A 12,998-nucleotide genomic window follows, 5' to 3' on the forward strand; every position below is an offset into this window, starting at 1 on the left:
CGTTAACAAAGAATGATTTTGATGAGGGTGCTGCTCTTTTAAGGGGATTTTGTTGTCTCAAATTGCTCTCCAGTATAGTTATTTAAAACAAATATCTGATGAAAAAGATGGAATTAATTAAGCATCGAAATAAGAAACTAATTAACATAGCAGCTTGGTTATCATTTGGATGTCTGTTTCTAACATTTATTGTTTCTTTAATTGAGAAAATTATCAAGTTTCCAGTTGACGATTGGGATCATAATCGTTTAGTACCTATTTTTGCTTTTAAATTAGGATATAAATACATAAATGCCTACGACACAGGACCAGTTTTATCATGGGCTTATGGTCCAATCAGTCCTATTTTTTTCTTCCCATCAACACTAACTAACTCTCCCACAACTGCAACTATGATAGGAGGAATTATTAATATACTAATATTATTCTTGCCTTTTTTAGTTGTTGCTACCTTTTACATCAGGAAAAGTCGTTTGATGTTTTTTTATGGTCTTCAATTCCTGTTAATAACTTTTTTTTATGTTGTAAATAATCAAGCTTTAGAATATACAGCTTTCGATATTCATGTGGACTCACCCTCTCTCAGTCTAGGAGCTATAAGTTGCTTATTAATATACTTTTCTTTTATTACACAAGATGATCAAAAAAATCTATATTTAATTTCTTTTGCGGGAGTTACAACAGTTTTAGCAATTTGGGCTAAACATAACTTGATTTTACTACCTTTAGCAATAATTACTTATTTAATTATTACTGGCAAATTTAAAATTTTTAAGTTATATTTAATATCTTTAATTGGTTCTGGTATCTTTTTTTCACTGATAATTATAGCCATTTTTAGCCATGAGTATCTTTTCTTTTCTATGGTTGAATCAATGGCAAAACAACCTAACGTACTGAAGAACTTCAATTTGTCAGTTGCTAAATTAAGCAGTGTGAATAGGACTTTATTGAGGGCTTCCTTAGAATTGTTGACAATGATTTGGCCATTTGCTTTGATTATTCTTTCTCATGTTGTTATTACTGTTAAAAAAGGTAAATATTCTAATCTTAATACATGGTTAATTTATAATCCATATTCTTTATTTTTTATCACATTTTTTTACATGATTCCTTTAGCTATTGCCAGTCGCATAAAATGGGGAGGAAATATTAATTCTTTATCCATAGCTATATATTTTATGGTTTTAGCTGCATTTATTATGTTCATTGAAGTAGTCTATAAAAATCAAGCTAATGGGATAAAAAGAGTCATAAATATACAAAAAATTCTAACTATTATTGTGGTTTTTGCTATTTTTTGCAGTCAGATAAACTATCTTAAATCATCTCCCAAAAGAATAAATACAGCTCTAAATAATTTACAGAATAATAATCTTGAGGTTTCTTTTCAGTATATGCTCAAAAATCCTAATCAGGTTTATTTTCCTGATTATCCACTATCTAGTGCTATGGCAGAGAGAAAAATTTATCACTCGATCAAAGGTTTGAATGATAGAGAAGCAGGAAGACTTCGTTTAACAGCTCAACATTTTCAACAATATATTCCTTCAAAAATGAAGTATATAGCTTTTGCCGACCCCGAAAATAAATGGCAAAAAGAAAGGATCGAAATAATGAAAAGTTATTTGCCACAATATTCTCAAAAAATAACAATCAAAGATTTACCTGGATGGTTAGTTTATAAACTCCCTGAAAGTTAGAGCTGATTTATAAAGTAAATATTTAAGAGGTCGAGTTCCTGGCTATACTTTGGTTTTGTGAGTGATGGTTTAGTAGAATCTAAATTATTGAGGGCTAGGTGAAATAAGAGTTTTTCCTGCGGAATGCTACGCAAACAGCTAAGTTTATGAATCAGCTTTTAAAGTGAGAAGTTTAGAAAAATATTCTAGAAAAGTTCAAGCGGAACTAGGAAATAAATTAAAAGAGCGTTACTCAAAAATTTAAAACTATGACTGATACAGCAAAAAAAGCTTCGCTTATTATTACTGGACATTTCTCCTTTTTTGTTGATTGCTTCAATTGCAATTTTAATTAACTGGAGAGTAGTAAGTGGAGAAATTATTATGGGTCGCGATACGGAGTTTCATATTCAATGGTTACAACATTTTTCTAAAGAAATTCAAGAAGGAATTTTATATCCTCGCTGGTTGGCAGGCACAAATTTTGGTTGATGATAATTCACATCTATTTTCACATCTGCTACTACCCTATTATGAAAAAATGCCAAAATTTATGGCAAATATCACCCTTGAACAAAACAGAAAATTATAAGTATTTTTTACTCAAGAGGTAAACTAAGTAATAATCGAACTGGAAATCCTAATCAGATTATGGTGGTGGTGCATAGTAATGGTAAAGGAGTGTGGGGGGATGGGGAGATGGGGAGATGGGGAGATGGGGAGATGGGGAGATGGGGAGATGGGGAGATGGGGAGTGTGGGAGTGTGGGAGAAATTAAAGAATGTGTATCCTACCATTACCATGCAGGACTATCCAGATTATTAACCTACTAGAAAGAAAAGAGAATCAGAATAAATTTAATGACTGATAAATTTGAGTTGTAAACATTAGACAGGACTTACGCAAATTGACTTTGAAACCACCATCTGTAGGGGGTAAATACAGAAAGCAAAAACTTATCTAAAGTTCATTAAACTTACTCATAATTATAGCTATAAAACTAAAATGAGTAATTTTGCTAAGTTGTCTATTCATTGAGTCGTTATCAGCTACAATATAGGATATGAAGCTAGTTGAACGTCATGTTATTACCAAATCACATTATTTGTGGTCAGAAATAGACCACAAGGCTTTTTTGTCAAAAAATCTGTTCAATTTAGCCAATTACCATTATCGCCAATATTTCTTTGAAAATAAAAATCAACTAAGCTTTAATCAACTGTATCACCTAGTATCTAAGACGGATGATTATCGAGCTTTACCTACTAAGGTAAGCAAGCAAATAATCAGAAGATTAGACTCAGCTTGGAGTAGTTATTTTGCAGCCTTAAAAGCGTGGCAAAAACAGCCAAAAAAATTTTTAGGTAAACCAAAAATCCCCAAATATAAACATAAAACATGCATGCCGAAATATTCTGCCCTATCCAGATGAATCAATTTACAAAAAAACCTTAAAAAAAGGAATTTGTCATCTGTCAATGAGTGAAATAAAAATACCCACTTCACAGACAGAAATAATAGAAGCCAGAATCATCCCCAAAAGTAGCTGTTACATAATAGAAATAGTATATGAAAAACAGGAGGAAATAACAAATAATCAACAAGTAGCAGGAGTAGATTTAGGAGTAAATAATTTAATAGCTGTAACTACAAATCAAACAGGAACTTCACCTCTATTGATTAAAGGCAGACCATTAAAAGCAATTAACACCTTTTATAATAAACAACGCTCTTATTTACAATCTCAATTAAATAGCCACAATCAAACTAATTCTCATCGGTTAAAAAAATTAACTCACAAACGAAATTGTCGAGTAGAAAACTATCTCCATACAGCAAGTAAAAGAGTAATAGACTGGTGTGTAAACCATGAAATAGGAATCTTAATCATTGGGCAGAATCAAAATTGGAAACAAGAAATAAAATTAGGGAAAAAGAACAATCAACAATTTGTGAACATCCCTCACTCTATGTTAATAGAGATGTTAAGGTATAAAGCCCAACTAAGAGGAATAAAAGTAATAATTACCGAAGAATCCTATACATCTCAATCAAGCTGTTTAGATGGGGATGATTTACCGAAATATGGAGAACAAAAACCGAAATTTAGTGGAAAAAGAGTAACAAGAGGGTTGTATAAAACCAGGGAAAATAAATTATTAAATGCAGATGTAAATGGGTCATTTAATATAATTAAAAAAGTAATTCCTGATGTCTTTGACCAGGGAATAAAGGGTTTGCCGTTTAACCCTGTAGTGGTTGATCCACTACGAATGACTAGACTTTCAGACCTTTGAGTAAGTTTGACTAAGTTTAGTTGAGCGGTAAATAGTATTGGCTAACGCCAAGCTCCGCTAACACCTTCGCCATAAGTAGAGTCTCTGCGTAAGTCCTGATTAGATAAAAGAGTTAATCTTCCTTACAAATATTGAGGTTTTTGTGATGGAAACTATTCGTATTCGTCTACAGGGAATGAGTTGCGCTTCTTGTGCAAATAGAGTTGAAAAAGCCATTAAAGAAGTATCAGGAGTCATTGAATGTAATGTTAATTTTGCCCTCTCTCAAGCTACAGTTTCTTATTATTCTCAAGAAACTAATTTAACTCATATTCAAGAATCTGTAAGAAAAGCTGGTTATTATGCTTTTGCAGAATCTGAAGAAGAAGAAGATACTGAAAAAAAAGCTAGGGAAGCTGAGGAAAAAGAGTTAATTCATAAAGTTATTCTTGGGGGAGTTATTAGTAGTTTTTTATTCATTGGTTCTCTACCTGCAATGACAGGATTACATATTCCTTTTCTTCCTAGTTTGCTGCATAATTCTTGGGTGCAATTATTTTTGAGTTTACCTGTACAGTTATGGTGTGGTAAAAGTTTTTTTGTCGGAGCATTTAAAGCATTTAAACATCAGACTGCGGACATGAATACTTTAATTGCTTTAGGAACAGGTGCTGCTTATTTATATTCTTTATTTGCTACTTTCAACCCTAACTTCTTTATTAATCAAGGCTTAAAACCTGAAGTATATTATGAAGCTTCATCAGTTATTATTACCCTTCTCCTGTTAGGAAAACTATTGGAAAATCGTGCTAGGGGAAAAACTTCAGAAGCTATTCATAAATTAATGGGTTTACAAGCAAAAACCGCTAGAGTTATTCGTAATGGAAAAGAAAGCGATACTCCTATTCAAGAAGTTGTAGTAGGAGATGTAATTTTAGTCCGTCCTGGGGAAAAAATTCCTGTAGATGGTGAAGTTGTAGAAGGAGAATCTTCTATTGATGAATCTATGGTGACAGGTGAACCAATTCCTGTGAAAAAACAAATAAAAGATGAGGTAATTGGAGCAACAATTAATAAAACAGGAAGTTTCAAATTTAAAGCCACAAAAGTTGGTAAAGATACAGTATTAGCCCAAATTGTACAGTTAGTAAAAGATGCTCAAGGTAGTAAAGCACCTATTCAAAAATTAGCAGATAAAATAACTGGATGGTTTGTTCCCGCAGTAATAGCCATTGCGATTCTAACTTTTATTATTTGGTTTAATACGATGGGAAATGTAACTCTTGCCATGATTACTACGGTAGGAGTTTTAATTATTGCTTGTCCTTGTGCCTTGGGTTTAGCAACTCCCACTTCAATTATGGTTGGTACCGGAAAAGGAGCAGAAAATGGAGTGTTAATTAAAGGAGCAGATAGTTTAGAATTAGCACATAAATTAACGACTATTGTCTGTGATAAAACTGGAACAATTACTCAAGGAAAACCTAGTGTTACTAACTATATTACGGTTAAAGGTGTCACTAATAATAATGAAATTGAACTATTAGCAATAGCTGCTGCTTTAGAAAAAAATTCTGAACATCCTTTAGCAGAAGCTGTGGTTAATTATGCTCAATCTCAAGGAGTACAAAATCCTTTGCCTGAAGTGACTAATTTTGAAGCTGTAGCAGGAATGGGAGTACAGGGAAATGTATCAGGAAAGTTGGTACAAATTGGTACACAAAGATGGATGGATGAGTTGAAAATTGATACTCAAACTTTACAATCAAATCGTCAACAATGGGAAAGTGAAGCAAAAACTACTGCTTTAATAGTTATTGACGGAAAAATTGAAGGCTTAATTGGAATTGCTGATGCAATTAAACCATCTTCTGGGGAAGCAGTTAAAGCTCTACAAAAAATGGGATTAGAAGTAGTAATGTTAACAGGAGATAATCAAAAAACAGCAGAAGCGATCGCCTCAGAAGTCGGTATTAAAAGAATTTTTTCTGAAGTACGTCCCGACCAAAAAGCTAGTATTATTAAATCTATTCAACTAGAAAAAAATAGTTCAAAACAAAAACATAAAATCGTCGCGATGGTAGGAGATGGAATTAATGATGCTCCAGCATTAGCTCAAGCAGATGTAGGAATTGCTATTGGTACAGGTACAGATGTGGCAATGTCAGCTAGTGATTTAACTTTAATTTCTGGAGATTTATGGGGAATTGTTACGGCAATTCAACTCAGTCATGCCACTATGAAAAATATTCGTCAAAATCTATTTTTTGCCTATATTTATAATGTTTTGAGTATTCCCATTGCTGCGGGTATTTTATATCCCTTTTTTGGTTGGTTATTAAATCCAATGATTGCTGGTGCAGCTATGGCATTTAGTTCAGTTTCTGTGGTAAGTAATGCTTTGCGTTTAAGGAAATTTAGAGCCAAAGTTAATCTATAGAACCCAAATGGGTTCTATTAAGCATCTCCTTCATGGATAGGGAGTAGGGAGTAGGGGGAAAGAATTGATGAATAAGAGTGCAATAATTGATTTTATTTTTGATTATTGGAGATATCTATAACTATATAAATTAAATATCAATATCCTAACTTCTGACTTCTGAATTATTAGTCAAAAACCCCTACCTTTGCAAAGATACGGTTAGGGGTTCTATAGAAATATAGTAGTTTTAACAATTAATAATTAGGGTTTGCGTATGGAAAGTCTTTTTGCTGGGGTAAGAGACAGGAGACAACCCACCCCCAACCCCTCCCAACCCACCCCTAACCCCGACCGTGGAGGGGAGGGGAAGACAGGAGACAACCGACCCCTAACCCCGACCGTGGAGGGGAGAAATGGGAATGAGCGAAGAGGTAGGAGTTAAGAATTATCTATCAATTTTTCTGCCATAATCATCCCAAAATACTAGCATGCATGAGCTTTTTACACCCAAAAGCTGGTACTTTTTTCAACCCTAAAACGCTAAAACCGTTATCTGTCAATACTTTTATAATTAATCAGCAGAGCAATAATTAATAATTAATAATTACCTCTTATTTTCAAGGGGAGGATTTACGCAAAAGGGAATTTTTTTTTCTCTCTTGGTCGATTGGATATGGCGAGGAAACCTCGCCATCCCTCGACCGCTTGTTTCTCCTTGAAAGGAAAGGCTTTAAACCTTAATTATTCGGCAATGAAAATTTTGAAATAATTTCAAGGTTTTTAGAGCTTAATTTGCCAACATATTTATTATTCGTTATAGTATACGATACTAATTTAATATAAATTAACGAGCAAATATTTATATCGATAAAAGTTTATGCTTTTTATAATAATAAAGGTAGTGTTGGTCAAACAACTTTATGTTCCAATACTTAAATATTGTATGCTGAAAATAATCCAGAGACGCAAATTTTAGTTATTGATATGTGTCCTCAAATTAACATTTCTCAATTTTTACTTGGAGGTGGAAAAAAGGATATGAGAATAATCAAAATTTGTAAGTAGGGCTTGCTGATTAAATCTAAAAGCATTGACATATAAAGAAAAGTGCCTGTTTGGGGCTTTTAAAAAGTGCGCCTGCTTCAGTCTAAAACGCTCAAAAAATTAGTATTTTACGCAAGAGTTTGGCAGAAAAATCAAGGTACAATTCTTACTCTTACCTCCTAGCTCATTCCTATTTCTCCTGTCTCCTGTTTCCTACCCCTACTAAAAGACTTTTTCAGCAAACTCTAAGTAGCTTAATCAAGACGTAATTTAGTAGGGTTTATTGATTGGATTTTGAAAGGTAATTCTGAATTTAAATCATTACAAAATTCTACTTATACAGTAAAAGCATCACTCTATAATGAATCTATTCCAGAAAATCTGTATTTAATTGCTGGTGATTCTTTTTTAGAATCTTTGTCGTTAGCTCTTAATTATTCCGTACTTAATCCAGCAAATATTACTGCATGGAAAAATCATATGAAAGCAATTAAAAGATTATGTCGAAGTGAGTTTGACAAAGAAGAATATAAAGAATTAGTTGTTTTCATAGACTGTAATCCTAGTTTTTCCATCTATACACAGATGGCATTACTTTATTCTGATTATTTAATAATTCCTATGATGGCTGATTTTACTTCATTAGAAGGAATTAAAGGAATTTTAATGCTACTTTATGAACAATATCCTTCAGAATCTCTCAAAAAATATGCCAGTAATATTATCACCTTTAATAAACAGGTTCAGCATTTCAATCTTAAATTACCTAAAATCAAACAATTTGTTTTTAACAATTACACGAGCAATAAAGGTGTAGCTAATGCTTATAATTCTCTCAGACAAGAATTAATGAATTTTTGCTATGAACAATATCAAAGTTTTCCTCAATATTTTACTAAGAATAATAATTCATTAAACTGTCTCAGTACATGGCAAAATGCCTATTTTACCAATGTCAAAGATTTTCATTCTTCAGGAAAAGTATCTGCATCTCTCAGCATTCCTTTGCATCAACTTCCTGCTCAAGGGCAAAAGTTTAAAATGCCAGATGGAAAAGAAATTACTTTAGCTAAACATAGATATGAAGAAGCTGTCGAAAATGTCAAATATTTAGTCTCAAAATTATAACTTTCATCTCAATCTTATAGAGAACTGAAACATCTAAATTAGTATTTAGTAATTGTTAAATACTTCCATCAAAGTCATTCATAAATTACCATTAATTTTAGGTCATTGAAGTGGCTGGTCGGACAGGTTTATATAAATTTAATGTTGAGCAAGATTAAGAAGAACGAGGATATATATTTTTTAATTTCTCCCACACTCCCCATCTTTCCATATCCTCACACTCCCGATGCTTCTTTTACCATTACTATGCACCACTACCATTCTGTATAGTAATAGAGTATGGGGACTAAAACGCTCACCACATCGTTACCGAAAAATTGTGGGTATGTGCCTCCCCTTTTAAGGGGATAATAAAGAAAAATTTTCATCTATTTGTCAATCCTCTTCTTTCAAGGAGAGGTAATTATTCATTATTCATTATTCATTATTAATTGTTGAACGACATCATGACAATGCACCACTACTACTTATTTAATATATAAAAATTATGAATAGCATTTGAGAAGTTAAATTAAGTAGCTCAAATTAAAACAGAAAATAGTTGTGGAAAAGAAACAGTAAATTTTGAACAAATCTTACTTCAATAAAACCTTGCACATAAAGATATTTGGCGTAGATATTTCCAAAAAATCCTGAAACTAGCAAAACAAAAGTATCAAACCTATTTTTTGAGATATTCCTTTTCTGTATTAACTCACCCTCAATACTAATGGCCTTAAGAATATGGACTACTCAGGTTTCTTCTCCAATACTCTTCTCTAACATAGGAGTGTTAGAACTTTTTTTCTTTACTCTCAATACTTACTCTGGAATTTTGATAATTTGATGTGTTATACCAAGCGTGAAAAAAGAATGTTACGAATAATAAGTGCAATAAAAAAAATTTGCAGGAAATGTCCCTTTGACAAAAAAGAGAATTTATGGCCGAAAAACTGGTATTAAATCTATTCATTCTGACTCCTGACTCCTGACTCCTGACTCCTAAGAAGTACCCTAACTATTTGTAGCAAACATTTATAAAATTGGTATTATGTCATGTCCGTTTGTGAAAAAAAACTACCTTCTCCTTTTCATTCTTTTTCTCTCCTGACTCCTGACTCCTGACTCCTGACTCCTCCGTAGTTATTTATAAATATTTAACCGGACATGATATTACATTTCGTCGTGCGAAATGTAGGATTTAAGATTTGTAGAAATAATAATAGACCACTAGATATGCTAAATCCATATATGATTATTCTTGCAATGTCAGATTTTCTGGTTTAGGTTTATGTTTGAAAAATCAAGATAACTTTGAGTTAAGAGTAGGCCATGTCCTTTAAAACTCTGGAATATTGACCATAAGATTCACTCAAATGTTTATCATAACTACTTTAGTAATTGAAGGGACATCATTAAATTATGCAACAAGAAAAAGATACTACAAAAGAAGTAGGAGTAACTCCTACAGAACCAGGTTCTCTAACGACAGTATCCAATTCTGAAGAAACATCCGACCAGTTCCAAGATATTAAAAACCAAGTCTTGGAAATATTATCAGAGCTACCAGCTATTGTATCTGGCTTCTTTGGACAATATCAGAAGCCAATTGTCACTCTTGGCTTAATTCTAGGAGTCATTGTTACTCTCAAGGTAATGTTGGCAGTAATCGAATCATTAAATGATATCCCACTGCTAGCCCCTACTTTCGAGTTAATTGGTATTATCTATTCTGGCTGGTTTATATATCGCTATCTACTTCGTGCTTCTAACCGCCAGGAGTTATCGGTAGAACTTCAAGCTTGGAAAGAACAACTTTTAGGGGAAAAATCATCAAGTAAATAAAAAAAAGTCCCAACAATTAAGACATTGGTTATTAATTTGAAATTACATTTTCAATAAATTAACCAATGTCTTAATTTTTTAATAGCCTAGCTCCGACCTAGGAGTCAAATAGCTGATTTCCCAGTTACTGAAATTTTACTATGACCTACAAATTTGTTGCAGAGTAGCAGTAAAATTGGGATAAGAAATGCTTGCAGCTTCAGCCTGATGGATATTGGTAGTGTCAGTCGCATTAAGAGCAGCGATCGCCAAACTCATAGCAACTCGATGATCCCCATAACTCTCAACATCACCACCAGTCAAGGCCACACCACCAGTAATTTCCAATCCATCCGGTAATTCTGTAACTCTACCTCCCAGTTTCTGGAGTTGAGTGGCCATAGCCATCAAGCGATCGCTCTCTTTGACCCGCAACTCAGCCGCATCCTTAATTACAGTTGTCCCCTCAGCAAACATAGCAGCAACTGCCAAAATGGGAATTTCGTCAATTAGTCGTGGAATTATTGCACCAGAAATTTCACAAGCTTTCAAAGGACTATAACATACTCGTAAATCGGCCACAGGTTCTCCTGCAACAACTCGCTGATTTTCCTGTATAATATTGGCCTCCATCATTTCTAAAGCTTCTAATATACCTGTACGAGTAGGATTAACACCAACATTTTCAATTACCAACTCTGATCCAGGCACAATAGCTGCTGCTACTAACCAAAAAGCTGCCGAACTAATATCACCAGGCACAACCACATCTTGACCTCGCAATTTAGCTGGACCTGTCACAGTCACACTATTTGTTTCTGGGTCGATACTAATTTGAGCGCCAAAAGCTTGCAACATTCTTTCACTATGGTCTCGTGAAAGAGCAGGTTCAGTTACCGTAGTTTTCCCTTCCGTCATTAAACCAGCAAACAAAATACAAGATTTTACCTGGGCTGAAGCAATGGGAGAATGATAATGGATCGGTCGTAACTTTTGTCCCTGAATTGCTAAAGGGGCTAAAGAGCCACCTTGTCTACCCCAGATTTGAGCGCCCATTTGTGTCAAAGGCTCAATTACACGGGACATGGGACGCTGGACCAGGGAACTATCTCCAGTAACAGTAAAAAAACGTTCGGGATGGGACGCCAAAATCCCCAACATTAGTCGCATTGTAGTGCCAGAATTACCACAGTCCAAAACCTGAGATGGTTCTGTGAGATTATCTAGTCCAACTCCCTCAACCTCCACCAAGTCTGTATTGAGTTGAGAAATATCAGCCCCAAGAAGTGAAAAACATTTAGCAGTGCTGCGGGGATCTTCCCCTAGAAGCAAGCCTTTTATGGTAGTTTTTCCTTGAGCGATAGCTCCTAGCATCAGAGACCGATGAGAAATTGATTTATCCCCAGGAATTGAAATGTTACCTTTGAGACATAGACCTGATTGTGGTCTTTGAATGATCAAAGTTTCTTGACTATTTGTAATTTTTGTAGTAATTACAGCAGCTGTCATAAAATTAACTATAAATTTACCAAATTTGCACAGCCACAATTTTATAGGAGTCTGGGAAGGGTGAGTAAATAAATACCTCTGTAGAATAATTAGTGATGAAAAAACCTATCTTCTTAACAGAGCAAATATCCTTATTTTCCCCGCTCCCTATCCTAATGTCCTAAGCAACCCAATATTTGCTATAAATAGTTCATAAAAATATAGTCAAATATGACATATTCTTCGGATCGCAGGTGTTACTCTGACTGGATGAACTACAGCACCCTCTATCCCATGATCAAAGACAAAAGGGAGCTGCTTTTCTCATAATATTCAAAGAACCATTAACATCAGCATTGATTAATCCAATGCTTGCAGTACGATTGCATTCCTCTTTGTCTTGATGCAGTCGCTCATGGGGGAAACCCCCTTTGGCGGCGCTGCATCGCTTTACTCTTTTTCCTGAAAAGGTGACTTGATTTTTTTGGTCTTTCTTGTATACAGGAATCAAATCATTATCTATAAAACTTGCTTTTGAGGTACTAAGATTCTTCTGTAAGAATTACATCTATCCCTACCATCTTGGCTTTATAAGATAACATTTATATTAACTTATTATAGGGAACAGATACAAAGTTTTGATTATTTATTTTCCCTAAGTTTATCTTCTGCTTCCACTCTTCATTGTGCCCTATTATCAATGTTCCTATTTTTTGATTAATTAGAGTATCAATAATCAAACGAGATGCTTTATGAAGATAGTCATTTATTTTAAATTCTCTTTTATTGCCTAGTTTTTTTAGTCTCTTACTCGATCTATTTTCCTGGAGTTGAGACTGTAGGAAGCTTTTAACTTTATTATAGTATTGATTGATAGATTTTAACGGTCTGCCATTGATCACTCTTGGGTTTGATTCCGGCGCTTATTAAAAGTTAATGTAGCTAAGTTGTTTAATCCTATATCAATACTGGCGCAACGATTTTTTTCTAGCTCGTATTGTTTTTCCATCGCTTCATAAATCACCTCAATTACATAATGATTAAGTTTAGGAACGAGACGAACTTGTTTAATTTGTGAAGCAGACACTAAAGTTTTTAGATAAATCCCAGTTTTACTCAGATTAATAATTCCTTGTTTTAATTGCCTCTTGCTGA

10 protein-coding genes and 1 pseudogene are annotated in these 12,998 nt (G+C 33.8%); 7 read left to right on the plus strand and 4 right to left on the minus strand.

Annotated features, from left to right (window positions below; all coding sequences use genetic code 11):
* Positions 1–107 precede the first annotated feature (107 nt).
* From F6K23_RS34825 to F6K23_RS34855, 7 genes are all read left to right on the plus strand, one after another.
* Positions 108–1,703 (plus strand): hypothetical protein, encoded by a 1,596-nt coding sequence (locus F6K23_RS34825; protein WP_293164971.1) that lies wholly within the window; start codon positions 108–110, stop codon positions 1,701–1,703.
* A 678-nt stretch (positions 1,704–2,381) separates the two neighbouring features.
* Complete coding sequence (locus F6K23_RS34830; RefSeq protein ID WP_293164974.1) at positions 2,382–2,507, plus strand: hypothetical protein; 126 nt, start codon at positions 2,382–2,384, stop codon at positions 2,505–2,507.
* Positions 2,508–2,745: 238 nt separating this feature from the next.
* Positions 2,746–3,114: a transposase gene (locus F6K23_RS34835; RefSeq protein WP_293164977.1), complete on the plus strand. Its 369-nt coding sequence runs from the start codon at positions 2,746–2,748 to the stop codon at positions 3,112–3,114.
* 46 nt (positions 3,115–3,160) lie between these two features.
* The gene (locus tag F6K23_RS34840) at positions 3,161–3,979 is read left to right on the plus strand and encodes a transposase (protein ID WP_293164980.1); all 819 of its coding nucleotides are present in this window, start codon (positions 3,161–3,163) and stop codon (positions 3,977–3,979) included.
* A gap of 145 nt (positions 3,980–4,124) precedes the next feature.
* Positions 4,125–6,398 carry a heavy metal translocating P-type ATPase gene (locus tag F6K23_RS34845; protein WP_293164983.1) on the plus strand — a complete coding sequence of 758 codons (2,274 nt, stop codon included), beginning with the start codon at positions 4,125–4,127 and terminating at the stop codon, positions 6,396–6,398.
* Between the two features lie 1,320 nt (positions 6,399–7,718).
* Complete coding sequence (locus F6K23_RS34850) at positions 7,719–8,552, plus strand: ParA family protein (RefSeq protein ID WP_293164986.1); 834 nt, start codon at positions 7,719–7,721, stop codon at positions 8,550–8,552.
* A gap of 1,401 nt (positions 8,553–9,953) precedes the next feature.
* Positions 9,954–10,376, plus strand: coding sequence for a CAAD domain-containing protein (locus F6K23_RS34855; protein WP_293164989.1), 423 nt, complete (start codon positions 9,954–9,956; stop codon positions 10,374–10,376).
* Positions 10,377–10,514: 138 nt separating this feature from the next.
* On the opposite strand, the gene aroA is transcribed toward F6K23_RS34855, so the two are convergent.
* From aroA to F6K23_RS34870, 4 genes and pseudogenes are all read right to left on the minus strand, one after another.
* The gene (gene aroA, locus F6K23_RS34860; RefSeq protein ID WP_293164992.1) at positions 10,515–11,864 is read right to left on the minus strand and encodes a 3-phosphoshikimate 1-carboxyvinyltransferase; all 1,350 of its coding nucleotides are present in this window, start codon (positions 11,862–11,864) and stop codon (positions 10,515–10,517) included.
* A 277-nt stretch (positions 11,865–12,141) separates the two neighbouring features.
* Entirely contained in the window at positions 12,142–12,354 is a 213-nt protein-coding gene (locus F6K23_RS34865; protein ID WP_293164995.1) for a hypothetical protein, read from the minus strand.
* A gap of 91 nt (positions 12,355–12,445) precedes the next feature.
* Positions 12,446–12,745 (minus strand): transposase, encoded by a 300-nt coding sequence (locus tag F6K23_RS42440; protein ID WP_367267905.1) that lies wholly within the window; start codon positions 12,743–12,745, stop codon positions 12,446–12,448.
* Positions 12,742–12,998, minus strand: a pseudogene (locus F6K23_RS34870) (RNA-guided endonuclease TnpB family protein); the annotation flags it as partial. The gene F6K23_RS42440 and the pseudogene F6K23_RS34870, both read right to left, overlap by 4 nt.

The sequence above is a fragment of the Okeania sp. SIO2C9 genome, from assembly GCF_010672455.1.
In the GTDB taxonomy this organism is placed as follows: Bacteria; Cyanobacteriota; Cyanobacteriia; order Cyanobacteriales; family Microcoleaceae; genus Okeania.

Coding starts and splice junctions, on each gene's coding strand:
- aroA (WP_293164992.1), bottom strand. CDS start 11,864: ATGACAGCTGCTGTAATTACTACAAAAATTACAAATAGTCAAGAAACT.
- F6K23_RS34830 (WP_293164974.1), top strand. CDS start 2,382: ATGGGGAGATGGGGAGATGGGGAGATGGGGAGATGGGGAGATGGGGAG.
- F6K23_RS34845 (WP_293164983.1), top strand. CDS start 4,125: ATGGAAACTATTCGTATTCGTCTACAGGGAATGAGTTGCGCTTCTTGT.
- F6K23_RS34855 (WP_293164989.1), top strand. CDS start 9,954: ATGCAACAAGAAAAAGATACTACAAAAGAAGTAGGAGTAACTCCTACA.
- F6K23_RS34835 (WP_293164977.1), top strand. CDS start 2,746: ATGAAGCTAGTTGAACGTCATGTTATTACCAAATCACATTATTTGTGG.
- F6K23_RS34825 (WP_293164971.1), top strand. CDS start 108: ATGGAATTAATTAAGCATCGAAATAAGAAACTAATTAACATAGCAGCT.
- F6K23_RS34840 (WP_293164980.1), top strand. CDS start 3,161: ATGAGTGAAATAAAAATACCCACTTCACAGACAGAAATAATAGAAGCC.